At 47.4% G+C, this 22,908-nt stretch carries 22 protein-coding genes; 5 read left to right on the forward strand and 17 right to left on the reverse strand.

Annotated elements, in window-relative coordinates; genetic code table 11:
* Window positions 1–224 (reverse strand): hypothetical protein (locus AC1DYT_RS22815; RefSeq protein ID WP_477471819.1); only part of this gene is annotated, 224 nt, incomplete at its 3' end.
* 298 nt (window positions 225–522) lie between these two features.
* On the opposite strand from AC1DYT_RS22815, the gene AC1DYT_RS22820 reads away from it, so the two are divergent.
* Entirely contained in the window at window positions 523–798 is a 276-nt protein-coding gene (locus AC1DYT_RS22820; protein ID WP_477471820.1) for a hypothetical protein, read from the forward strand.
* Here AC1DYT_RS22820 and AC1DYT_RS22825 read toward each other — a convergent pair.
* From AC1DYT_RS22825 to AC1DYT_RS22835, 3 genes are all read right to left on the reverse strand, one after another.
* Window positions 795–1,943 (reverse strand): MFS transporter, encoded by a 1,149-nt coding sequence (locus AC1DYT_RS22825; RefSeq protein ID WP_477471821.1) that lies wholly within the window; start codon window positions 1,941–1,943, stop codon window positions 795–797. The two genes, AC1DYT_RS22820 and AC1DYT_RS22825, sit on opposite strands and share 4 nt — an antisense overlap.
* Window positions 1,944–2,094: 151 nt before the next feature.
* On the reverse strand, window positions 2,095–2,562 hold the full coding sequence (locus tag AC1DYT_RS22830; RefSeq protein WP_477471822.1) for a hypothetical protein: 468 nt from the start codon (window positions 2,560–2,562) through the stop codon (window positions 2,095–2,097).
* A gap of 102 nt (window positions 2,563–2,664) precedes the next feature.
* Window positions 2,665–3,369, reverse strand: a complete 705-nt coding sequence (locus tag AC1DYT_RS22835) for a DsbA family oxidoreductase (protein ID WP_477471823.1) — start codon at window positions 3,367–3,369, stop codon at window positions 2,665–2,667.
* A 189-nt stretch (window positions 3,370–3,558) separates the two neighbouring features.
* Between AC1DYT_RS22835 and AC1DYT_RS22840 the strand changes: the two genes are divergently transcribed.
* The gene (locus tag AC1DYT_RS22840) at window positions 3,559–4,761 is read left to right on the forward strand and encodes a DUF3179 domain-containing (seleno)protein (protein ID WP_477471824.1); all 1,203 of its coding nucleotides are present in this window, start codon (window positions 3,559–3,561) and stop codon (window positions 4,759–4,761) included.
* A gap of 310 nt (window positions 4,762–5,071) precedes the next feature.
* Here AC1DYT_RS22840 and AC1DYT_RS22845 read toward each other — a convergent pair whose 3' ends face one another.
* From AC1DYT_RS22845 to AC1DYT_RS22875, 7 genes are all read right to left on the reverse strand, one after another.
* Window positions 5,072–7,432, reverse strand: coding sequence for an ABC transporter permease (locus tag AC1DYT_RS22845; protein ID WP_477471825.1), 2,361 nt, complete (start codon window positions 7,430–7,432; stop codon window positions 5,072–5,074).
* Between the two features lie 318 nt (window positions 7,433–7,750).
* On the reverse strand, window positions 7,751–9,508 hold the full coding sequence (locus tag AC1DYT_RS22850; RefSeq protein ID WP_477471826.1) for a family 43 glycosylhydrolase: 1,758 nt from the start codon (window positions 9,506–9,508) through the stop codon (window positions 7,751–7,753).
* Window positions 9,509–9,734: 226 nt separating this feature from the next.
* Window positions 9,735–11,195 (reverse strand): glycoside hydrolase family 30 protein, encoded by a 1,461-nt coding sequence (locus tag AC1DYT_RS22855; RefSeq protein WP_477471827.1) that lies wholly within the window; start codon window positions 11,193–11,195, stop codon window positions 9,735–9,737.
* 230 nt (window positions 11,196–11,425) lie between these two features.
* Window positions 11,426–12,274: a ThuA domain-containing protein gene (locus AC1DYT_RS22860; RefSeq protein ID WP_477471828.1), complete on the reverse strand. Its 849-nt coding sequence runs from the start codon at window positions 12,272–12,274 to the stop codon at window positions 11,426–11,428.
* A 169-nt stretch (window positions 12,275–12,443) separates the two neighbouring features.
* A complete protein-coding gene (locus tag AC1DYT_RS22865) occupies window positions 12,444–12,911 on the reverse strand; it encodes a lipocalin-like domain-containing protein (protein ID WP_477471829.1) in 468 nt (155 codons plus the stop codon).
* Window positions 12,912–13,088: 177 nt separating this feature from the next.
* On the reverse strand, window positions 13,089–13,472 hold the full coding sequence (locus tag AC1DYT_RS22870; protein ID WP_477471830.1) for a DUF3037 domain-containing protein: 384 nt from the start codon (window positions 13,470–13,472) through the stop codon (window positions 13,089–13,091).
* On the reverse strand, window positions 13,450–14,244 hold the full coding sequence (locus tag AC1DYT_RS22875; RefSeq protein WP_477471831.1) for a HipA family kinase: 795 nt from the start codon (window positions 14,242–14,244) through the stop codon (window positions 13,450–13,452). The genes AC1DYT_RS22870 and AC1DYT_RS22875 overlap by 23 nt, the downstream gene beginning before the upstream one ends.
* Window positions 14,245–14,476: 232 nt before the next feature.
* On the opposite strand from AC1DYT_RS22875, the gene AC1DYT_RS22880 reads away from it, so the two are divergent.
* Both AC1DYT_RS22880 and AC1DYT_RS22885 read left to right on the forward strand, forming a co-directional pair.
* A complete protein-coding gene (locus tag AC1DYT_RS22880) occupies window positions 14,477–15,037 on the forward strand; it encodes a YeeE/YedE family protein (RefSeq protein WP_477471832.1) in 561 nt (186 codons plus the stop codon).
* Window positions 15,034–15,444, forward strand: coding sequence for a DUF6691 family protein (locus AC1DYT_RS22885; RefSeq protein WP_477471833.1), 411 nt, complete (start codon window positions 15,034–15,036; stop codon window positions 15,442–15,444). The genes AC1DYT_RS22880 and AC1DYT_RS22885 overlap by 4 nt, the downstream gene beginning before the upstream one ends.
* 155 nt (window positions 15,445–15,599) lie before the next feature.
* Here the strand turns inward: AC1DYT_RS22885 and AC1DYT_RS22890 are convergent, their stop codons facing one another.
* Window positions 15,600–16,316, reverse strand: a complete 717-nt coding sequence (locus tag AC1DYT_RS22890) for a hypothetical protein (RefSeq protein ID WP_477471834.1) — start codon at window positions 16,314–16,316, stop codon at window positions 15,600–15,602.
* A 328-nt stretch (window positions 16,317–16,644) separates the two neighbouring features.
* Here AC1DYT_RS22890 and AC1DYT_RS22895 point away from each other — a divergent pair, with 328 nt between their 5' ends.
* Window positions 16,645–16,953: a MoaF-related domain-containing protein gene (locus tag AC1DYT_RS22895; RefSeq protein WP_477471835.1), complete on the forward strand. Its 309-nt coding sequence runs from the start codon at window positions 16,645–16,647 to the stop codon at window positions 16,951–16,953.
* 199 nt (window positions 16,954–17,152) lie between these two features.
* On the opposite strand, the gene AC1DYT_RS22900 is transcribed toward AC1DYT_RS22895, so the two are convergent.
* The 5 genes from AC1DYT_RS22900 to AC1DYT_RS22920 form a co-directional block, all read right to left on the reverse strand.
* Window positions 17,153–17,593, reverse strand: a complete 441-nt coding sequence (locus AC1DYT_RS22900; protein ID WP_477471836.1) for a hypothetical protein — start codon at window positions 17,591–17,593, stop codon at window positions 17,153–17,155.
* A 205-nt stretch (window positions 17,594–17,798) separates the two neighbouring features.
* A complete protein-coding gene (locus AC1DYT_RS22905) occupies window positions 17,799–19,025 on the reverse strand; it encodes an RNA polymerase sigma factor (RefSeq protein WP_477471837.1) in 1,227 nt (408 codons plus the stop codon).
* A gap of 123 nt (window positions 19,026–19,148) precedes the next feature.
* On the reverse strand, window positions 19,149–19,502 hold the full coding sequence (locus AC1DYT_RS22910; RefSeq protein WP_477471838.1) for a YciI family protein: 354 nt from the start codon (window positions 19,500–19,502) through the stop codon (window positions 19,149–19,151).
* A 629-nt stretch (window positions 19,503–20,131) separates the two neighbouring features.
* Entirely contained in the window at window positions 20,132–22,165 is a 2,034-nt protein-coding gene (locus AC1DYT_RS22915; RefSeq protein WP_477471839.1) for a M56 family metallopeptidase, read from the reverse strand.
* A 123-nt stretch (window positions 22,166–22,288) separates the two neighbouring features.
* On the reverse strand, window positions 22,289–22,663 hold the full coding sequence (locus AC1DYT_RS22920) for a BlaI/MecI/CopY family transcriptional regulator (RefSeq protein WP_477471840.1): 375 nt from the start codon (window positions 22,661–22,663) through the stop codon (window positions 22,289–22,291).
* Between the last annotated feature and the right edge of the window lie 245 nt (window positions 22,664–22,908).

Below are 22,908 nucleotides of genomic sequence, written 5' to 3' on the forward strand. Positions count from 1 at the left end.
CGCAACTCTTCCTGCAATGCCTTGACATCCGTCGGCATATCCCCCTTAACGGCCTGGATAGACGCTGCATACTCTTCAAGCTTTCTCTTTTTCTTCTTCTCCATAGCAACCCATCTTGATACGCTTGCATTACCGAAACCGTATTTGAGYCCTAATTTAACTGAAGTCGTCCCGCCTGCAAAGTATTCCTTTATTGCTGACGCTTTTTTCTCTGAATATTCCATGTTCACACTATTTTTGTGTCAACCTATATCAGGACAAGACAGTTCAGACTATGCACAAGGTCAGCTTTCACCTGACTCAAGCTGGAAGCTTGCCCAATGCTCACCACGAGATACGCTGCGCTAAGCTTGCGGCAACGGGTTTGTCTGAACTCGAATTAAACGAATTTTAATAATGGGCAGAATTCCTTCCAAACTGCAAAGAAAATTTTGACAATTCGCTTAATTCCTTAAAATTCGAGTTCAGACATCTTTAAAACTTTTCTTCCCACCCGCCTGTTCCCTATAAGTACCAACAAGCATGCTTATGAACGCGTACCAGCAAAAATGGATAGATGTATTGGCAGCGGCCAATTTAAAAGACTGGAAGATTGAACCGATGGGCGAAGATATCTACATAGAGATGCCTCACGTAACCGATTTGAAACTGATACGGGATAATCTACCCGAAACACTCGCTTTGATTTCGTTGGATATTACTTTGCCTAAAGAGCGGTTAAAATTCCGTTTCCATAACGGGTACGAAAATTTTGAATACGTGCTGAATCCCGGCGAAGCCGATTTGAACAACGCTTAAATTTTGGCTTTGGTTGATACAACGGCAACGCAAATCCCCATCATAGCTATCAGTGTAAAGGATGCCCGTAAAGAGGCTAATCCCGCTATAAAGCCAATGATTGGCGGGCCAATTAAAAAACCCATAAAACCAAGGGTAGATACCGCCGCTAATGCAACGCCCGGTGCCATTGTTTTTGATTTGCCAGCCGCGCTGTACACCATAGGCACAACGGATGATACACCCGCACCAACAAACAAGAACCCAATTAATGCTGTATAAAAATAAGGGAAAATAACTGCAATAAGCAGGCCAGTTGCGGTAAGTATCCCGCTGAGCTGCATGGTACGCTTTAAGCCAAAGCGATGAGCAAAACCATCAGCCACAAAGCGCCCCAAAGCCATAGTGGCCATAAAGGCTGTAAAGCCGGCACCTATCCAGTCGGTAGGGGCCAATACTACTTTCTTAAAGTAAATAACGCTCCAGTCGAACATTGCCCCCTCGCATATCATCGAGCAAAAGGCTATTGCGCCTAATTTGATAAGCGAATTATCGGGCATTACAAACACCGGCCCCGTATTTACTACCTTATCGTTTTTTAAATAAGGCAGCGTAACAATAACAGCAATGACAATGGCAGCGAGTATGATGGCAAAGTGCTTTACCGGCGGCATTTGCAAATGCATCATGAAAACGCCGATAAGCCCGCCTGTGAAACCGGCAAGGCTCCACAACCCATGGAAAGAGGCTAAAATGGGGCGCTGGTACAATTCTTCGGCTGCTACTGCCTGGGTGTTTACAGATATGTTTACCGAATTACTGCTAAAACCAAACACCACCAGGCAAATAACAAGCTGCAAGGTGTTTTGGGCAAGCCCGAGGCTAACCAACGTAATGCTGTAAACAATAAGTGCTGCTATAAGCAGGTTGCGGCTGCCTATTTTGGTAATAACCCAGCCCGAAAACGGGAGGGAACACATTAACCCAACAGGCAGCGCAAACAAAACACCGCCCAGTTGCGCTTCCGACAGATCGAGCGTTTGCTGTATGGTGGCAATGCGAGATGTCCAGCTGGCAAAGCACAGCCCTGTCATGAAAAACATGGCGGCAACCGCGATGCGGAAAGTGGTACGGGGATAATTATATGTAGATATCGTGGAGTCCAAATTGATTAATGATGCTTAGTGTAAATACTACACTAAGTTGCGGAATGTATTTCAAATATAAAAATTTGCAACGAAAGATTACAATTTGATTAATTATATCAAATTGTTTAAAGGGAATACGAAGGAGTTTAACGGCTTGTTTAGCAGCTGTTTAATTCTTAAGGCTGAATGATCCGCTGATGTCGCCGGCGGGTGCCCCGGCCTTGTCATTCATTTGCCCGGTAAATGTACCTTTTATAGTACCGTTGAGGCCGTTTGGCGAATTGATTTCGGTAAATATCACGGTGCCTTCGCCTATAAAGTCCGAGCCTATGGAGATAATCTCTGCCGGGAATGTGCCGGCCACGGCCGTGGGGGATATAATACCAAAGGCGTTTGTAGGGTCGGTACCGCCGATGATCTGGGTGCTGCCATCAGGCACTACGCCGGGGGCGATCACCTGGAAAAAAACACGGTCGGCTATCTTAACGGTTTTGCCCTGAAAGGTGTAGCTTATAAAATTACCGCTGGTGCCGCCAAGTACGGTGCCGTCGGCGTTTAAGGGCGCATCTAACTTACAGCCCGAAAGAAGGGTTACAACAAATAGTAAAGTAAGCAGGTGGTAACAGATCTTTTTCATGATGTGACAGTAGTTTAGATCATCAAAGCCCATAAATGTATAATTTTTTCCGCGCTAATTAAAACGTCGGAAAAAATTATAACTCATCTGATGTGATTCTCTTTAGCAATCGCCGTCAGGCCCGCAAACAGGGCCGTCTATCACATCAAATTTTGGTTTCGCCTGCTCATCATTCCATTCGCCATAGGCTTTCTCCAGCGTTTGGGTAAATACCGGCACGGCCTGCGCGCCGGATACCGCGTATTTGCCGTTCATTACAAAAAACGGCACACCGCGGACGCCCAGGTATTCGGCCTCTGCAATGTCGTGCTTTACATCGTCGGTGTAGGCATCGCTGTTCAAAATTGCAGTTACTTCATCCTTGTCCAGACCAATCTCCTCACCTAAACCGGCAAGGGTTTCTGTATCGTCGGTATTTTTGCCGAGGGTAAAATAAGCTTTAAATAGGGCTTCTTCTGCGGCATCGCCAAGCCCTTTGCTTTTGGCATAATGGCTAAAGCGGTGAGCCTTTAAGCTATTGGCCACAACGGCCCTATCGAAATCGTAGGTAAGCCCAACTTCGGCGGCCATTTTGGTTACGTGGGCATTCATTTGCTGCGCGTATTCCAGCGTCCAGCCTTTTACGTCGGCCAGGTACTGGCTTATGTTTACCGATGGGTCGGTCACCATCTGCGGGTTAAGCTGGAAGCTTTTCCATTCTATCTCTACCTTATCCTTGCTCTCGAATTGCTGTAATGCATCCTCGAACCGGCGTTTGCCTATATAGCAAAAGGGGCACATTACATCGCTCCATATCTCTACTTTCATGGTGATTTATATTTTTTGTAAAGGTAAAGATGCCAGGCAAAGAGCGGGTCGACGCAAAGTCAAAAAAAAGCATAAAATATGTTTAAGCGTTTATTTTCAGCGGGATATTGACAGCTTGTATATTTTTTATAATTTAGTCTCTCTGTACCTGATTGACCAATACTATCAATAAGCCCATTTTACTGACAAATGAACAATAACACTAAACCTTTGCTTTTTTGGGCCGGTATCGTATTGCTTATTTTGCCCGGTTTGCTGCATGCTTACCTGCTGATGCCTTTCCCCGGCAGCCAGGATATCAACGCCATTACCATTTGCTATTACCTCGAAAAAATAGTACTTCCGTTGCGCATCCTGGGTGCCATAATCCTTATCGTGTACTTCATCCGTTTCTTTGCCAAAAACACCCGCAAGCATAAAATCATCAAGGTGGCGGTCATCATCATCTGCCTGGGCAGTTTTTACTTTACAGATTACATGTTCAAGGCCGAGGTGATGTTCAAAGAGACCCAAAAAGCGCGGTTTGCCAATGGGCTCACGAATAAAGTACCGCAAAGCTATTTGGTAATTGGCGTGGTGAGCAACGGCGTGGCCAAGGCCTACCCTATTATTTACCTGGGCTATCACCATAAAGTGCAGGATAGCCTCGCCGGTAAGCCTGTATTGGTTACTTATTGCACCATGTGCCGCACAGGCCGCGTGTACGACCCTGTTATTAAAGGCATCCAACAAACCTTTAGACTAGTGGGCGCAAGGCATTATAATGCAATTATCGAAGACGAAAGTACACGCACCTGGTGGTACCAGGCAACCGGCGTGGCAGCGGTAGGCCCCATGAAAGGCGCGCACCTGGAAGAACTGCCCTACGAGCAGATGACGCTTGGCGCATGGCTGGCAAAGTACCCCGCATCCTTAATCATGCAACCCGACGGCGGCTACCTCGATGATTATATCGACCTGAAAGATTACGACCATAAACAAGCCGTAGATAAAGACAGCACCTTAAAAAATAAAGATTCCTTAGTACGCAAAAGCTGGATGGTAGGCATTATAGCCAACGGCAAGCCCAAAGCCTACGATTGGCGGCAATTGGTGAAAAAGCAGGTACTGAATGATAACTTAAACGGCACGCCGCTGGTAATAGCCGTAGAGGAAGACCAGCAAAGCTTCCATACCTGGAGCAGTATAGTAGACGGCAAGCAGCTGCACTTTTTGATGGATAAAGAAAATTGCCTGGCCGACCAGGAAACCTCCTCCATCTGGGATTGGACGGGCACCTGCATCTCCGGACCACACAAAGGCAAACAACTTAGCACCATACAATCTTACCAGGAATACTGGCGCTCCTGGAAACAATTCCACCCGGCTACGGAATTGTGGAAGGGGATATGATAGATGTGCAGATGAAACTCTCCCCGCGTCATTGCGAGGCACGAAGCAATCTCTACGCAGGAAAATCCTCTATGCAGATTGCTCTTAAAGCCGGGAGATTGCTTCGTTCCTCGCAATGACGATGGGGTATTCCTATTCGATTTTCCACTGCCGCGCCAGGTGCCCACACTTGGGGCAATAGCTTTTTTAAGTGCCCACACTTACGTACCCTAAATGCCAAGCGTGGACGCTTGCCATTTTCTTTCGTTAAGTGCGCATGCTTAACCAGGTGGAGGATAAGTACCAACTTTCCAACGCGCTTAACAACCCCCTACTCGCTTCTCAAGCTTTTCACCGGGTTGGCTAGTGCTGCTTTAATGGATTGGAAGCTGATGGTAACAAATGCAATAACGATAGCTATAAATGCGGCCAATACAAAAACAGACCAGCTGATAGGTATGCGGTAGGCAAAGGCATCTAACCAGTTGGCCATAACGTACCAGGCTAAAGGGGTAGCTACAACAATGGCAATAAGTACCAGTTTAATGAAATCTTTAGCCAACAGGCTTACAACGCCTGTAACCGATGCTCCCAATACTTTGCGCACGCCGATTTCGCGGGTGCGTACCTGGGCAGTGTAGGTTGCAAGCCCTAATAAGCCCAGGCAGGAGATGAGTATAGCCATTCCGGCAAAATAATTGAACAATGTACCTTCGCGCTGTTCGCCTTTGTAAAGGTTGTTAAACATGTCATCCAGGAAGGTATAACTAAAAGGGTGCTCGCCGTTGTATTGTTTAAACTGTGTCTCCGCGGCAGCGATTGCTGCGGCCGCATTTTTAGTGCTGGTTTTTACGTATAAAGTTTGATAATTAGCCGGGCGGTAAAAGAAAATGGCAGGCGCAATTTTTTCGCGCAAGCTGGCAAAATGGAAGTCTTTAATTACGCCGATTATTGTGCCGTTTGTTTTCTGAAAACTGAAATGCTTGCCAATAGGATCTTTTAGCCCAATTTCTTTTATGGCGGCCTCGTTAAGGATAAAGTGTGTAGAATCGGCAACGGCACCTGTAAAGCTGCTGCCCTGCGCCATCTTCAGTTTAAAAAAGGAAATAAAATCTTTATCAATCCCCATTGGATGCAGGATAAAGGTTTGGCCCGGAGCCTTACCATCCCAGGAGTTATCGCCCGAAAACATGCTGCTGTTAACGATATTGCCGGTTGCCCGCGTTACATCTTCTACGCCTGGTTGTTTCAACAGCTCGGCCCTTACTGCATCATAGTGCGCCGAGGCGTCGCGCATCCACATCCCGAAGGTATGGCTTTTATCGTACCCCAAATTTTTCGATTGAATGTATTTAAGCTGACGGGTAATAATCAATGTGCTCGCAATAAGTATTACCGAAAAGGTAAATTGTACTACCACCAGCGCTTTACGGAAAAGCGCATCGCCAATGCTTGCGCTTATTTTGCCTTTCAGGGCCTTTAACGGTTCGAAGGATGACAGCAGTAACGCAGGGTAAATGCTTGATAAAGCCAGGGTGGCTACAACCGTAATGGCAATGATAGCCCAAATATGAGGATTGAGCAAGCTGAACACCAGTTGCTTGCCCGCTAACTCATTAAATACCGGCATCAGCAGGTAAATGGCGAACAGTGCAAATGCTGTTGCAATGAGGAATAACAAGGCGGTTTCTACCAGGAACTGCATAAATAGCTGCACTTTACCCGCCCCTATAATTTTACGCATGCTTATTTCTTTGGCGCGTAGTAAAGAGCGCGCTGTAGAAAGGTTTACGTAATTGATGCAGGCTATAAGCAGTATTACCAGGGATATAATACTAAAAATACGCACCGTTTGGATGCCATGGTCGGTACCATCTGCGTTGTATAAGTGCAGCTTACTGATAGGTAATAGCAGGTAATCGGCATCGGTATTTTCGGCGCGGTGCTTAAGATGTATTTTATTTAAATCGGCCGAGAGTTTTTTTAACGATGCGCCCGGGTTTAACTTAACGTAGGTTTGATAAGTGTAGTTGTTAAAATTGGTATTTACATCTGTCTTATTGCGTAACAGTATGAATTTAACATGGTAGCTCATGGGCATTATCATATCAAAATTGATACTGGAGTTTTGCGGGAAATCGTTGATAACGCCACTCACCGTAAAGTTTTCCTGGCCATCGGCAGTAATCACTTTACCAATTGGATTATCGGTACCGAAATATTTTTGTGCGGTTTTTTTGGTAATAACCACAGAGTTATCGCCGGCAAATGGCGCTGCGGTATTCCCCTGTACCAGTGGGAAATCAAATATCCTGAACATCGAAGGGTCGGCAAAGGCTACGGATTGCTCGCCAAAAACTTTATCCTGGTATTTGTATAACGAGAAAAACCAGTTGGGGGCAATGCGCACCTGGTCCTGCACGTCGGTAAGCTCCTGTTTAGCCAGCGGGCCTATAGGGGCTACCGTATTTTGCCATATCTGTTTACTGGCCCCTGTACCGCCAAAAAGTTCTACGCGATAAATATTGTCGGCATTTTTGTGGAAGCTATCGAAACTTAACTCGTCCTGCACCCAAAGTAGTATTAATATACCAATAGCCAACCCGGCAGTAAGCCCGGCAATATTGATGAATGAATAAAACTTATTGCGGAATAAATTCCGCCAGGCGGTTTTAAAGTAGTTTCTAAGCATGGCAACAGGATGTTATTGTACTTTTTGTTCTTCAAAACTATGCCAAATTTGCAATTTATTGATTAGCAAGATCTTACACCTATCTCCAATGGCCTACCCGTTCGTAAGCGGACGGTTTACGTGCGGTTGTATTACATTTTCTGTTACCCGGCCGCGCCAAGTGTCCACACATACCATTTTCTTTCATCAAGTGCAGACACTTCACGAGACGGAAGGTTAGATGTGCAGATTTCAGATGTGCAGGTGTGCAGATGAAAAGTTCTTGAGCCCCGTTTTTCCATCCGAAATCTGAAATCTGCATATTTGCACATTCGCCGCTCACTCCACCTTTATCACCTTTGTCCGCTTGCTTATCCCATTCTCATTAAAGGCTTCTATCTGGAAATAGTAAGGCACGCCTTTCTCCATGCCGTTAAAGTAATACTCATTTACGTTGTACACCATAATGTTATTGTACAGCTTATCGGGTGCTATGCCCATGTAAATGGTGTAGCCTACCGCACCGTCGGTTTGGCGCCAGCGCAGCCATGAATTGCGGTTCTCTTCTTTGCCGCGCAATACGATGAGGTTGCTAACGGTATCGGGCACCATGCCCGCCCCTTTGCCGAACACACGAAATCCCGATAAAGCAAACTTGCCGGTGGGCATATGGTAATTGGTTATTTTGAGGTATCGCGCTTTGGCAGGCGTCTTCAGTTCCACGTAATCGTGCGGCACATCGGTTTTATTCTGGCGTTTGTCAACCAATGGCTTCCAGATTTTGCCATCGATGGAGGATGATATCAGGTACTGATGGTACACGCCGAGCGATTTGCCCATGAAGGTGGCATCCTGGTCGGCGTAATTAATTTGGATAGCTTTTACGGTGCTTACCTCGCCCAGATCAGTTTGCATCCACTCGCCTTTGTTGACGGTTTTAGCGCTCCAGTAGGTTTTGATATCCTCATCAACCGCCAGGTTGGGCACATACGCGCCAAGGGTTGACGATACCTGCACGGGCTTGTTATAGTTCAGCAGCATCCAGCCTGTAAAGTTGCTTTTGAGGTGGTCTTCCTTGCCGGCGGATAGATAGTGCGGGTAATCGCCATAGGCGGTATTGGCGTACAGCGTGCCGTCGTTATCGAAGCCGGCGGGCCAAAAGCCTATGCGCCGTTCGAAGTTGTTCTTCACATCTATCACCATGGTACTGATGTGCCAGTAATTGCCCCATTTATCGGCCCAGGTTGCGCCATGGCCCGCGCCTTTGGCAAAGCCGCCCGGTTTGTAGCTGAAAGGATTGTGGCTTTGGTATTTGAAGGGGCCAAGCGGTTTATCGCCTACGTAAACGCCGTCGCCATAGCCTTTGCCCTCGGTGCCGGGCGCACCGTATTGCAGGTAATATTTGCCGTTATGCTTGTTCATCCAGCTGCCCTCCATAAAACCCGTGAGGAAAACATTATCGTTGTTCTCGCCGAAGCGCTCCCAGCCGTGCTGCTCCCAGTTGAGTTTTATCATCTCCCTTTTGGGGCCGATGGGCTCGAAGGTTTTACGGTCTATCTCCTGCCCGTACAACGGCAAAGTGTTGCTGCTGCCGTGGTAAATGTAAACGCGACCGTCATCATCTGCAAACATCCCGGGGTCCCAGGCACCCACCTGGAAGTAGTCTTTCGCAGCTTTCCAGGTATCGTGGGTAGGGTCGGTACTCATCCACAGGGTAAAATCTTTATTATAGGTAGAACCAATAACCAGCAGGGTATCGCCCAACACCAACGTGGCGGGCGCGCAAAGCTCATCGCCTTTTACCTGGTTGTATGGCCGCACGAATCTGCGGGGCACGAAGGTCCAGTGCAGCATATCCGGCCCCCACCAGTAACCGAACTGGTTGGTGCTGAAGAGGTAGTAATTGCCTTTGAAGATAGTCATGGTTGGGTCGGCAGTGGCGCGGTGCTTGCCCCAGGCCGCAAAACTCTCAAAGGGCGTATAGCCGTAATCGAGATTGAGGGGATTGCAATAAGTGAGGCGTTTTGTTTGTGCCGATGCAGTGAACGCGATAAAACAAAATAGTGCTGCCAACCATAAACGATGTGCGATTTTCATAGGCGGGATGTAATTGGTTAGGCCAAATATAGGGATTGTTGAGATTCCTTCGGTAGAGACGCAATATTTTGCGTCTCCGCATGCAAATCCGTTATCATCAAACGAGAGACGCAAAATATTGCGTCTCTACGGGTAACAAAAAAACCGCCGCCCATTCTCTTTAAAATTAAAAAAGGAGCACCGAGATTAATCGGGCCCCTTTCTCAGAGATTTAGTTGATTATGAATTATTGTACGATAAGCGTTGCTATGGAATGCGGTTCGGCAGTGGTTTTGGCGGCTTTGCCTTTTATCCACAAACTGTATTCGATTCTTTCGTCCGTGCGGTTCATTACCACAACGGCCAGTTTACCATCCGGGTTCATGTACGCGGTGGTCAGTAGTTTATCCCTGCTGGCAGCCGCGGCTACGCGTTTTGCGCCGGGATGTATGAATTTGGAGAAATGCCCCATGTAATAGTACGAGTTGGTGTAAATCAACTCCCCGGTGCGCGTATCGGAGTGTATGGGTGCGAAGCAGAAGTTGCCCACATGGTTCGGGCCGCCTTTTTCGTCGAGCAGTACGTTCCAGTCTGTCCACCCTACGGTGCCGGCATTGAAATCGTTTATCATGGATAGGCCGTAGCGCTCGCCAAGGGCCCAATCGCCAAGGCGGTTAAAATCGAATTTCTCTACGCAGCCTTCAGTGAAAATCAAATTCTTATCAGGGAATGCGGCATGCGTTAAACGCGTGTTTTCGAAGTTTTGGCCCGCGCCTGTCCAGGTTTCGTACCAGTGGAAACCGATGCCCCAGATATATTTTGCCGCGGCAGGGTCTTCTAATATGGTACTGGCGCGCTGGTAAAGCAAATCGCGGTTATGATCCCAAACGATCAATTTTTTGGCTGCCAGGCCTCCTTTAACAAGCGTTGGACCGAGGAAATTCTTTACGAAATCGCGCTCTTCCTCCGCAGTGTATTTGCAGCTTTCCCAAGTCTGAGTGGCCATCGGCTCGTTCTGTACCGACAGACCCCACACCGGGATGCCCAATTTTTCGTAAGCATTAATGAATTTTACATAGAAGTTGGCCCAGCTCTGCGCAAATTCCTTTTTAAGCTTGCCCCCGTGCAATACATCGTTATTATCTTTCATGAAAGCCGGCGGGCTCCAGGGCGAAACGAATAGCGTCAGTTTCCCGCCGGCGGCTTTGGTAGCCTCTTTAATAAATGGTATGCGGTAGGTCTTGTCGTGGCTGATATCGAAGGTGCGCAGGCCCTTATCGCTATCAGCTACATAGCTGTAGCTGCCGCTGCTAAAATCGCAGCTTTGTATATTGGTACGCGCCAGGGTGTAGCCAATGCCTATGTTCTTATCAAAGTAGGCGGCTAAAAACTCCTGTTGCTTATCTTTCGGCAGCTTATAAAAGGTTTCGGCACTGGCGTCTGTTAGCGCGCCGCCAATGCCCAGCATGGTTTGGAATGTTTTGGTAGGATCAACAAATACCAGCGTTTCGGTTTCGGGCGGCTGGGGACTATCTGTAAAGGTTAATGTGCCGGCAGGTGCAAGCCTTTTGTTGCCTTCCTTCTCGGTTACGAATACTTTTACCGTTTTATTGGCTGCAGAATAAAGCTTTTTTGGCTTCACTGTCGACTGGCAAAATGCCGCCGCCGCTATGCATATAAAACCTGTTGATAAAAGTGTTTTCTTCATTATTGAGCCGGGAAAGGTTAATGGTATTTGTTTACGGAGCCAAATCTATTAAAGTTTCGCGGAATTAAACAAGGAAAAATTACATAAATAACTGATATTTAGTTATTTATGTAATTTTTGATACGCTTTGATACCAAGCAATTAAAATGTAAAGGGGCTAGTAATCAACCCTTTCTATCCTCGGGACGGAAAAGTGATTTGAATAATTATACGCCTTAATCGCAAGGGCATTATTTATCAACAATACGCTTGCCGGTACCCATCCATTCGATGGCATTAAGGATTAGCTTATCTTCTATAGGGTTGCCGAGGGTGTGCGAGAGGTCCTTATTGGTTTTGCCCTCGTAATCGATGTCGTTGTGGCCCATATTGAGGTAAATCATTTTGTAGTTGCGATTGGTCCATACTACAGGATAATAGCCGCTGTGCCATATCTCATGCGGCTTCGGCCCCGTGCCCAGCGGGAAGCTGGAAGAATCTATCGACATCAGTATCCGGATGTCGGGGTTTTTGCGGAGGTCCTTCTCCCAACGGTACCATTCGTTAGGCGAGGCCTTAAAGGTTTCGGGCATGTGTTTGGTGGCGGGGTGTTTGCGGTCTTCCACCCTCAGAATAGCCGATGTAGGCCGCCAGGTGTTGCTGCCATATTGCCCAGAGCCCAGGAACTCGTTGTGGTACCAATCCCAATCGGCGTTGAAGTCCGAAGGGGTAAGCGCGAAGGCTGAAAAATGGAAGCCCATCCAGCCGCCGCCGTTGCGCATGTATTTTTCGAAGGCCGCACGCTGGGCGGGGTCCTCGGGGCGGGTATCTAAAAACAGCACTACTTTATATTTGGCCAGGAAGGCCTCGTTGAGATTGCTCCAGTTGCTGGTAGAATCGTACCCGAAGTTGTATTTGACCGCCATCTGCGGGAACCATTTGTTGGCTTCGTGCACGAAGCTGATATGTGCCTGGTCGTTTTTAGCGGTGTAAAAGGCTATTACATTGAAACGGGGCTTCTTTTGGGCATGCAGGCTACCTGCTATACATAGGCATAGCAGCGCGATGGCGAATAATTTTATGCTGATTGATTGACGCATGGCAAAGGATTTAATGGTGAAAAAATCAAAACAAAAAACCGTCATCCTGAACTTGTTTCAGGACCCCATCATAAAAGTGGCCACTGTGCTAACGACCTTGCATGAAGGCAACCTGCCGTGTGGGGTACCGAAATAAATTCGGCATGACGTGAACGGTTAAGTTTCGACCTTACTTCTTAACCTTTATGTAAGTTTCCACTATCTCATGATCAATCTTCAGGCTGTCTATCTTCTCGATGCCTTTTTGCACAAGGGTATCGCCCTTGAAGCTAACTTTAAAATTGAAGGAATGTCCCTCCCATTCGCGGTAGTTGCAGTATAGCAGGTTTTCGGTATAGTCGGCCCCCGATAGGGTGTAGGTACCCGCGCCCGAATCGAATATCGGCTTGGTGCCTGCCATTTTCAGGTCGTGCTTGAAGAATGCGAAGTGGTCGTCGTTGATCACTTTGATCATTTCCTGCTCCTGCCCTTTTTCGGGATAGGTAACCACGGTATCACCCTTGGTTATCTGCAGGGCCGATACCAACTTCCAGGTGCCCTGTATGGGCGCGGCAGGCTCTTCGGTTTTTGTGTCGGCAGCGGGCTGCTTGCAGGCGGCAAGGGCCAGCAGCGGAATGAATAAGAATTTGATTTTCATTTGTTGTGAGATTTATTTAGTTGAGTATATTAATATTCTGTTTGAGTCTGTATATAGATAAAAACCACGTCGTCATTGCGGGGAACGAAGCAATCTCCCGGGAAGCAGAGCCCCTTTGCAAGTCGTCTGTCCAACTTAGAGATTGCTTCGTTCCTCGCAATGACGTATTCTTATAAATTATAGCACCAATTGCTTAAAAAGTCTTTCCACCGTTTCATCCCCATCGATGCAAAACCCGGGGTGTACTTTAGAGGTTTGCACTACTGTGCTGCGCGTAGCGGTAAGCCAACGAAATCGCGATGGTGCATCCAGCAAGCCTATCGGTCCGGCATCTTTACCGCCCATGCATATCTGTTGGAACGAGCGCAGGTTCGCTTCCACCCCTTCCAAATCGATATCCGGGTAAAGGGCCAGCAGGCGTTCCTTATCTACCTGGTACATCATCCGTAGGTATTTGCGTTTGACGCAATACAATATCACCCCCACGTTCATGAATTCCTCGCGCTCTACCCTGGGCACCACGCGGATAACGGCATACTCAAATAAGTTGCGATCTTGCATGCTGTGCTTCTTTTAAGAATATGTTGGAGTTTGCCAGCCGGGCGTTCAAAAACTGCGCGTACACCTGCCGCTGGTCGTCTTCAGTTTCGAAAGACCTGTCCACCAACCAGGCGTCGGGCACGATAGATACGATGGCATCGATTACCTCGGAGGTAAGGATGGCTTTGAATTCGGCATCCACCTCTTCCAGTAGTTCGGCTTTGCGCAGCAGCACGTGGTCTTTCACCTGTACGAAGGGTCGCAGGGCCTGCTCCTGCCAGTTATCCATATTATGGTGAAAGTACAGCGCGGCGCCATGGTCTATCAGCCAAAGCTCTTTATGCCACATCAGCATATTGGTATTGCGGGCGGTGCGGTCTACATTGCTTAGCAGGGCATCCAGCCACACGATTTGCGAGGCCAACTTGGGTTCTACTACCGTAACCGCCGGATCGAATGTAATTGCACCCTGCAGGTAATGCAGAGCCAAATTAAGCCCCACGCTGAATTTCAGCAAATCTTGTATTTCCTCGTCGGCTTCGGTGCGGCCGAAGGCTTCGTCGAGGTTCACGAAAACAAGTTCGGGCATTCTGAAACCTAGCGTGCGGGCAATTTCGCCGCCTATCAATTCAGCAATAAGCGCTTTTGGTCCCTGCCCTGCCCCGCGGAATTTAAGCACGTATAAGAAGCCGTCGTCGGCTTCGGCTATGGCAGGCAGCGAGCCACCCTCGCGCAACGGGGTAACGTAGCGGGTAACATTAACGGTGCGCAATTGCGGTGGGGTAATATTCATAGGTGATTTGGAGGGACTAAGATAAGTTAAGAAATTCTAAAATCTAATCTCTAAATTCTAAAGCGGAGGGGAAACTCTAAACCCTAAATCCTAAAATCTAAATTCTAAAGCGGAGAGGAAACTCTAAATCCTAAAATAAAGCCCATGCTTTGTTTACATTAGCAATGTAATTTTTCTTTAGAATTTAGAGATTAGATTTTAGGATTTTCCCACTTTAGGATTTCACCCCCTTATGGACTTTATAAAACAACCCTGGCCCTGGTACGTGGCCGGGCCGCTTATTGGCTTAATCGTCCCCGCGCTGCTATTGCTCGGCAATAAGGCTTTCGGTATATCCTCGTCGCTTCGGCATATCTGCGCGGCTTGCCTCCCCGCGGGCATCCCTTTTTTTAAATATGATTGGAAAAAGGAAAGCTGGAACCTGTTTTTTGTGGCGGGCATTGTGCTGGGCGGCTTTGTAACGGTGCATTACTTATCTAACTCTGCCCCTGTTGCCATCAACCCTGCAACCACTGCATTATTGCAAAAACAAGGCATAAAAGATTTTAGCGGCTTGCTGCCGCAGGATATTTTCAGCTTTAGCCAACTGCTTACGCTGCGCGGATTGGTGTTTATGGTATTGGGCGGCTTTTTGGTGGGCTTCGGTACGCGGTACGCCGGGGGCTGCACTTCGGGGCATGCCATTATGGGGATATCATCGCTGCAATGGCCGTCTCTGGTGGCCACCTGTTGCTTTATGGCCGGCGGTTTCATCATGGCATGGTTTATACTCCCTCATCTGTTAGCCTTATGAAAAACCTCAAATTCCTGGCCCTCGGCATGCTGTTCGGCATCGTACTGATTAAATCCGAAGTGGTATCGTGGTTCCGCATACAAGAGATGTTCCATATGCAGGCTTTCCATATGTACGGCATCATCGGCAGTGCCATCGTAGTGGCTATGATTTCTATCCTGATTATCAAACGCTTCAATATTAAAACCATCAGCGGCGAGCCGGTTATCATCCCTCAAAAAACTTTTCATTGGGGTAATGTGTACGGCGGATTGATATTCGGCTTTGGCTGGGCTATTACCGGCGCATGTCCCGGCCCGCTCTTTGCGCAGCTAGGCGGCGGCTTCGCAGTGGTATTGGTTACCTTGTTTAGTGCTATTGCAGGTACTTGGGTATATGGCTTATTGCGCGATAAACTACCTCACTAAATAAATTCTAAAAAAGAAAGCCTAAACGCTAAGGAAAAGAAATCCTAAAACCGAAAGTCTAAATCCTAAAGTGGGAGAGAAACTCATCCACAAAAAAAAGCGGACGGCCCCAATCGGACCGCCCGCTACACATAAATCAACCCAATAAATTTAGCTTAGCCTTGTTTTGGTGTGGCTACGCTATCCCTTCTGGCTTTGTGATGTTCTTTCATTTTAGCTTTCAGGTCGGCATATACTTTCTGCTGGTCGGCTGTTAAAATAGCCTGCAATTGCTTGTCGGTATCTTGTCTTAAAGCCTTAAAGGCAGCGTGGTTGGCTTTGCGGTCGCCGGGGTTTTTAGCCCTCAGGCTGTCGAGCTGTGCTGCACGTGCCACGAATATCGCCTTCACCTTAGCCGATTGGCCTTCATCCAGGTTCAGTTTCTTTTGCAGCATACCGGTCATGCGCTCGGCACGTTTGGCGGGGTTCTTCATATCACCCCTGCGGTTGTGTGCCATAAATCCACGGCGACCGCCTTTGAATTTCTCTTTCATCTGCGCTTTAAACTCGCTGTAAGTTTTGTTCTGATCGGCAGTGAAAACGGCGGCAAGCTGGCCATCGGTCTTTTGCAGCTGTGCTTTAAATGCCTCATGGTTGGCCTTTTTGTCGCCGGCTTTGTTGGCCTTCAGGCTGTCCATTTGCGTAGCCTGCACCAAAAGGATGTCTTTTACTTTGGCGGTTTGGTCTGCACTCAGGTTCAATTTCTTCTGCAGCATATCGGTTACATGCTGTGCCCTTTGCTGGGGGTTGTGGTGTTGCCTGCCTTTGTTTTGCGCCTGGGCTAAAACGCTTATGCCCAGCACCATGGTTATCATCAATAATATCTTTTTCATGTTTTTAATTGTTATTTGTAAGGATAGACGGGGGCGGCGAAGGATAGTTTAACAGTACAGTAGACGATAAGCCGCCTACAGCGTAAACCCACAAGGATGTTACAAAGGGAGAAAGAAATGAGTGAACATGAATTGAACAGATTAAAACGAATTTCACGAATTGATTGACACTAATTGCGCGGATTAAGACGAATTTCACGAATGTGAGGAGGGTTACCGGCGAGTTGTGTTTTTACCCAGCTTGCCGCATTTGCCCCGATAAATAGCCGCTTTTACACCCTGCCATACCGGATATTCCTGCTCATATTTGTATATCAAAAACCAGATTATGGAAATCATCGGCAACAAATTTCGGGTAAGCTTCGGCATGGCAGAGGCTGTACTGCATATCGAGAGCGAAACGCAACTTACTTTTGCCATCACCGAGAAAGGCGGCGAAGCAGTAGATATTGTAGAAACCGTACAAACTAAAATGACTGAGTTGCGCCCGCAGCTATACATGCTTACCTGGCAGGAAGCCAGCGGCACCACCGTAACGCAGGTGCACGATTACGAGAATGAAATAATTTACTCGAACTGGACGTCCCGCGACGGGGAGTTTACGAATATTAAGGGAAGTATAAAATCTATGGATTAGCTCTCTTGCATATTGCCCGCACATTAAGCGTAAGCGGGTTTTGTTTAGATGCGAACGAATTGAGTGAACACGAATTTCACGAACAAGGACTAATTTCACGAATTTTTAGCTTCGTCCTATCCATTAATAAAATCAAGGTAAGGGTTTGTGTAAATTAGTTCCAATCCGTGAAATTCGTGTTAACTCAATTCGTGTTGATTTATAATAGTTTCTTGCACTTAGTAATCAGCTCTGTGCCGTCATAGATGAGCAGGTCGCCGTCTTTGGCTATCTCGTAGCTTTCGCCGGGGCGTTCTACGCTGGTGTATTTATCGCCGTCCTTCTTCAGTTCGGATGCCGAGGGGCTGATGGGCGGGGTATCGTTCAGTTTGAGTTTAGTACCCACGAAGGTGATGGCCTGTATGTAAGTTTTATCGCCGCTGGTAATTAGTTCGTAAGCTATCTGCTCGCCTTTATCAGAGTGGATGGCGGCATCGTGCCAGGCGCCTATCAGCGTGCCGGTAGCCGGTGCTGCGGGTTTGGCCAGGGTGGCTGGACTATCTGTTTTTGGGGAAGTAGTTTTGGCAGCGTTATCGCAAGAAAAAACAAAAAAGCTTAAGGTTATAAAAATGCTTATTGAGCGGATGGCTGGGATGTTCATGATATAAATAGATAAGCATCAAAAGTACTAAACACCTCGACAACATTGCGCAGTCCGCCTGATTATTTAAACACAGAGGGCGCAAAGATTTCGCAGAGTTCACGGAGGCCGAGTGATTTGACCCCAGAAATTCCTGCTAATAGATTTAAAAGGCTCTGTACCTCTCTGTGTTTTTCATTTTGTGCCCTCTGTGTTAAAAATCACCTCAAAGTTTTTCAATCTTACTAATTATCACCTGTTTATCCACCTGCGTTTTGGCGAGCTTCAAGGCTTTATTTAAATTTTCGAGGGCTTTCTCTCTGTCGATAGTTGAGTACAATTCGCCAAGGAGGGTAAAATAATAGGGGTTGGTGATGAGTTGTAGTTTTTCCGCTTCGATGATGGCGGCAGCATTGCCTTTTACCTTAGCAAGGGCGTAGGTGCGGTTAAGCGCCGCAATGGGCGAATATTCCAGCACCAGCAGGTGGTTGAACAACTGTAAAATGCTTTCCCATTTCTCCGTGGTATCTTCCTTGATGGTGTGCCAGTAAGCAATATTTGCCTCCAGGTGGTAGCGGGAAAGGCTACTCCCTGTGGCGGATAGCTTGAGGTGGAATGCCCCCTTGCCTATCAGTTCGCGGTTCCAAAGTGATTCGTCCTGATCCTGGTAAAGCACCATTTGTCCGTTATCGCCCGTGCGGGCCTCAAAGCGGGAGGCATGGAAACACATCAGCGCAAACAGTGCATTCACCTCGGGCAGGTTGGTTGGCGCATAGGTTATCAGCATATAGGTTAAGCGCATGGCCTCCAGGCAAAGGTCGTTGCGCAGCACCACATTCTGGCTTTCGGAGTAATAGCCCTCGTTGAACAACAGATAAAGGGTAGCAAGCACCGGCTGCAGTCTGCCGTGCAGTTGGCTTTCGGGCGGGAAGGCAATAGGCACTTTCTCGGCGCGCAGCTTTTCCTTCGCGCGGTACAGGCGTTTATTGATGGTTTCCTTATTGCTTAAGAAGGCCGTGGCAATTTCATCTATCCCGAAGCCGCAGAGGATGCGAAGGGCCAGGCCAATTTGCGCCTCGGGAGGTATTGCGGGGTGGCAAACGGCAAAAAGCATCTGCAGCTGGCTATCGGCTATGTTTTGCGGCGATAAATCAATCTCCTGTTCGTAACCCTCGGGGGTACCAGCCTGTATAGCCGGACTAATCTTATTACTGAAAACATCGCTCCGCGCCAGCATATTACGGGCCTTGTTCTTGGCCACGGTGTAAAGCCAAGCAGTAGGGTTTTCGGGCAGGCCCTTATAGGGCCACGTTTCCATCGCGGCCAAAAAGGTTTCGCCGGCAATGTCTTCCGCAACGCTCACGTTCTCTATCCCGAAAAGCTTGCAAAGCACCGCCGTTATCTTGCGGTGTTCGGTACGGAACAGATGTGGGATGATTTCGGGCTCCTGCATGGCTAACTTTTATAGGCTTTTAGAAAAATATCGAACACCGAATTTCGAATATCCAATGATGAAGTTTTTTTCCTTTATTATTCATCATTGGATATTCGGTGTTCGATATTCTCCCTCCCCCTTTTAATGTACCCCGTCATTCTTAGCAACCTGCCGCACCTCAACGGTATTGCCTTCGCCCTGCAATACGGGGCAGCCCTTGGCAAACTCTACCGCTTCCTCAACACTTTCGGCTTTAACGGTAATAAAACCGCCTATCGTTTCTTTGATATCGCCAAAAGGGCCGTTGGTCACCACGCCGTTATGGCCCACCACCCGCGCATCGGCAAAGGGGATGCCCGTACCGCTCACAAATTTGTTTTGCGCGGCAATGGTGCCTATCCAATCCATGGTTTGTTTCATCCAGGCCTGCATCTGCTCGGGCGATGCAATCTTAGAACCGTCCTCGTGCCTGAAAATCAAAATGTACTCATTCATGATGTTAAATTTAATAGTTATTTGGATAATTGTTTATACCCCAATAACAAGCAGGCATTTAATAATTGGACAGAGGAGGAACCGGGATTTTTCGTAGTTTAACTTTTTTCAAAGGTACTCAAGAGGGCTTCGCCGTTTACCCGATTTTACAGATTATTCCGATTTTGATTTGCAAGGCTGCACTAACTTCTGCCTCTATTAGGTACTATTCTCTATTCACCAATAATGGCGTTGCCTCCGGCCCTGCCTACCGTCAGGCAGGCCGGGTTATCCGCTCATACGCCTGCAGGCATTACGCTCAGGCCGGTATCCGCTTCTACCCCTAACGCGTATTTATCTATCATAAATTAAGGATTAGAAAGGTTGCGCCATGGGTGCAAAATGTCGGTAGAAAACAAATAGCAAATATGTGGCATGCCGTAGGTATGCAACATCGTTAGTTTCGTACCTGACGGCACGATTTATCTGGATTATGGATATGCTACCGACATTGAACCCCGATGGGGTTCTCTCAGCTAATTACATCGACTTAAAGTATAGGAGGAGGGCTGCTTCCCCACAAAAAAACCCGGCCACCACTCCTGGTAACCGGGCATAAAAAATCCTGATACACTAAAACATCGTGCTCCTTAAGGCTTAATGGGCTCTTGCGGCTGGTTAGGGTTTGACACGCTGTCCCTATCTATGTGGTATTTGTTGTCGTTGTTGTTATTATTGTCGTTGTTATTATTGTTTTTGTAATTCCATTGGAAAGCTTTCATCTGCTTGCGGAATTCCTCCATCTTCTTTTTAAAAGCCGGCGATTGGGTGTAGGCCCTCATCCTTGCCGCGGCATCCTGCATCTGTTTCTTCATACGCAAAAACTCGGGGTTATTGCTATAAGCACGCATCTGTTCGCTTAGCTTGCGCATCTGCTCCTGCTGAAGTTTCATTTGGGGGTTATCAAATGCCCTGCGCATGCTATCGCCCATCTGGCGCATCCTGTCTCTTGAGGCTACAAAATCTGCCGATTGGTAAAAGCCGCGCATCTTTTCGCCCAGCATTTTCATTTCTTCGGTATCCTTTTTTATCTGGGCGGGCAGGTTGGCCTGCAGTTCTTCCTGGTATTTTTTGTAATTCAGATCGTGGTCGTCGTTGTAATCGCTGGTAATGTTGTACTTCTTTTTCAGCCTGGTGTTCATATCCTTAAACCCGGCCGAGTTAAAGTACGTTTCGATATTTTTGCCCAGTGCTTCCATTTGCTTGCCATACTGTTCTACATCTTTGTTGTGGCCGTATTTGCGATCGAAATCGGCACCAAGCTTCTGCTGGTCGGCGCTAAGGGCCTTCATCTGGTCGCTATTATAAAAAGCGTCTATCTCGTGGCCGCGTTTCTCCAGCTCCTGGGTAAGGGCCTTAAATTCCGGGCTATCGTAATACTTGCTGAAGGCCTGGCTTTGCTTATCCAGTTCGGTGCCCAGTCGGCGCAGTTCGGGGTCGTCGAAACCGTTATTGAAAGCAAAGTTGTCCTGGTCCAGGCGCACTTTGTCTTTATAAAGTTTGGTTACTTTTTGTTTTGCGGGTTTGGCCTTTACGGCTTTTTTACGGGTAGTATCGGCAAATAGGGTGTTGATAATTTCGCGGGGCGCTACCGGTTTAACGGTAATTTTCCCGTCTTTAATTTCGGGGTTAAGCCAGGCAATGCTGCTTAAGCTGCCGGCTAAAAGTAATATGGCAAGCACCAAATGGCGTATGTTGCCTATTTTTTGTTGGGTTTTCATGATGCGTTCAATTCGGGTTAATAAAAAGTGTTTGTTGGTGCTGGCGGCCAGCGCCAGCTGCAGGTTGGTATGCCTGCTTTCTTCAAGCTTCAGTAAGGCACGGGCGTACACCAGCGGGCTGTTGGTAGTTTGCACCACCAGGTCGTCGCAGCAGTTTTCGCGCTCGGCGCTTATCAAACGGCTAATCATCTGGGCAAAAGGATTAAAGAACAATAAGGAATTGATGACCTGCTGCAGCAGGTTTACCAAATAATCATTCCGTTTGATGTGGGCGAGTTCGTGCAGTAGTATGGCCTCTGTTTCGGCAACGGAGAGATTGGCAGATAAGGAGATGGGCAACAGGATAACAGGCTTTAGGTAACCGATCATACAAGGGACATCAACCAGCGAGCTGAAATTCACCCTTACATAGCGATGGATATCCAGCCTTTCAGAAAATTCGTCAACCAGCCATTGCATGTCGCCCGCCGGCAACAATGCTTTTTTGATGCGCAGCAGTTTTACCCTGCAATAGCTAAGCTTAAACAGGTTTACGGCCAGGCCCGCCAGGTACAGGATAGTAACATAGGGCAAATAACCTTCAATAACATAATAATACATGTCTGCAGGTGCCGTAAAGGGTGATAGCTGGTTTACAAGGCCTGCCTGCGGCGTAAAGGCCGCTGGAGTTGGCGTTACGTGATGCCAGTTAAAGTTGCCCGCCTCGTTGAATAGGGTTACCATAAACCAGGCCGCTATGCCCAGCATGGCCACAGCAGCCATGTTGTATTTTTTTACGGCTGATAAGGATGGCGAGGCACTGAATACCACGCGCAGCAGGAACCATATCAACAAACCCTGCCACAGCGAATGCAAAATGGCGATACCTAAAACCTGGCTGATGTTATAAAACAAGCTTTGCATACTATGTTATTTAAATTCTAAAATCTAAGGCCTAAATAGTAAATTCTAAATGCTAAAAACGAAATCCTAAAAGCTGAGAAAGCATCCTCCTTCTTCTTGATTCTTACCTCTTGATTCCTGGTTCTACTTTCCGTCCTCAAACTTGTCTAAAAAGTTCTTAATCGCGTCAATCTCGTCCTTAGAGGCGCGGTGCTGTCCTAAGGCTTGTATAACCAAATCGCTGGTAGAGCCTTTGAACACGGTGGATATGATCTTATCCAGCGCGCCCTGTTGCGCCTGCCCGCGGGTTATCAGCGCCTTGTACAGGTGAGTTTTAGCATTGGTATCGCGCTCCACCAAACCTTTCTCGTGCATTATCTGCATCAGCTTGAGGGTAGTTGTGTAGCCCGATTCTTTATTCTTGGCAAGTTCCTCGTGCACGTCGCGTACTGTGCACTGGCCTTTTTTCCAAATCACCTGTAAAATTTCCAGCTCGCTTTCTGTTGGTTTCAGTTCCATTTTATCCTTATTACGAATTCCTTCGTACAAAGATGTACGATAGTTTTCGTATATGCAAATTATAATTTAATTATTTAACAAATTTTAACGATTGGGATATCTTTTAACCACAAAGAACACAAAGAGAAAAGCACAAAGACCACAAAGAATCTTTTAATCAGGCGCCAGGCTTTGTGCTTTTTGTGCCAATGGGTTTACAAATCTTAGTGCCCTTTGTGGTTAAATCACCCCACACGCAATCCGCC

This window comes from Mucilaginibacter sp. P1_D10 (assembly GCF_056406215.1).

Coding starts and splice junctions, on each gene's coding strand:
- AC1DYT_RS22830 (WP_477471822.1), bottom strand. CDS start 2,562: ATGAAAAAGATCTGTTACCACCTGCTTACTTTACTATTTGTTGTAACC.
- AC1DYT_RS22900 (WP_477471836.1), bottom strand. CDS start 17,593: ATGAACATCCCAGCCATCCGCTCAATAAGCATTTTTATAACCTTAAGC.
- AC1DYT_RS22835 (WP_477471823.1), bottom strand. CDS start 3,369: ATGAAAGTAGAGATATGGAGCGATGTAATGTGCCCCTTTTGCTATATA.
- AC1DYT_RS22880 (WP_477471832.1), top strand. CDS start 14,477: ATGGACTTTATAAAACAACCCTGGCCCTGGTACGTGGCCGGGCCGCTT.
- AC1DYT_RS22875 (WP_477471831.1), bottom strand. CDS start 14,244: ATGAATATTACCCCACCGCAATTGCGCACCGTTAATGTTACCCGCTAC.
- AC1DYT_RS22865 (WP_477471829.1), bottom strand. CDS start 12,911: ATGAAAATCAAATTCTTATTCATTCCGCTGCTGGCCCTTGCCGCCTGC.
- AC1DYT_RS22895 (WP_477471835.1), top strand. CDS start 16,645: ATGGAAATCATCGGCAACAAATTTCGGGTAAGCTTCGGCATGGCAGAG.
- AC1DYT_RS22885 (WP_477471833.1), top strand. CDS start 15,034: ATGAAAAACCTCAAATTCCTGGCCCTCGGCATGCTGTTCGGCATCGTA.
- AC1DYT_RS22870 (WP_477471830.1), bottom strand. CDS start 13,472: ATGCAAGATCGCAACTTATTTGAGTATGCCGTTATCCGCGTGGTGCCC.
- AC1DYT_RS22910 (WP_477471838.1), bottom strand. CDS start 19,502: ATGAATGAGTACATTTTGATTTTCAGGCACGAGGACGGTTCTAAGATT.
- AC1DYT_RS22840 (WP_477471824.1), top strand. CDS start 3,559: ATGAACAATAACACTAAACCTTTGCTTTTTTGGGCCGGTATCGTATTG.
- AC1DYT_RS22845 (WP_477471825.1), bottom strand. CDS start 7,432: ATGCTTAGAAACTACTTTAAAACCGCCTGGCGGAATTTATTCCGCAAT.
- AC1DYT_RS22890 (WP_477471834.1), bottom strand. CDS start 16,316: ATGAAAAAGATATTATTGATGATAACCATGGTGCTGGGCATAAGCGTT.
- AC1DYT_RS22920 (WP_477471840.1), bottom strand. CDS start 22,663: ATGGAACTGAAACCAACAGAAAGCGAGCTGGAAATTTTACAGGTGATT.
- AC1DYT_RS22915 (WP_477471839.1), bottom strand. CDS start 22,165: ATGCAAAGCTTGTTTTATAACATCAGCCAGGTTTTAGGTATCGCCATT.
- AC1DYT_RS22820 (WP_477471820.1), top strand. CDS start 523: ATGCTTATGAACGCGTACCAGCAAAAATGGATAGATGTATTGGCAGCG.
- AC1DYT_RS22860 (WP_477471828.1), bottom strand. CDS start 12,274: ATGCGTCAATCAATCAGCATAAAATTATTCGCCATCGCGCTGCTATGC.
- AC1DYT_RS22850 (WP_477471826.1), bottom strand. CDS start 9,508: ATGAAAATCGCACATCGTTTATGGTTGGCAGCACTATTTTGTTTTATC.
- AC1DYT_RS22855 (WP_477471827.1), bottom strand. CDS start 11,195: ATGAAGAAAACACTTTTATCAACAGGTTTTATATGCATAGCGGCGGCG.
- AC1DYT_RS22905 (WP_477471837.1), bottom strand. CDS start 19,025: ATGCAGGAGCCCGAAATCATCCCACATCTGTTCCGTACCGAACACCGC.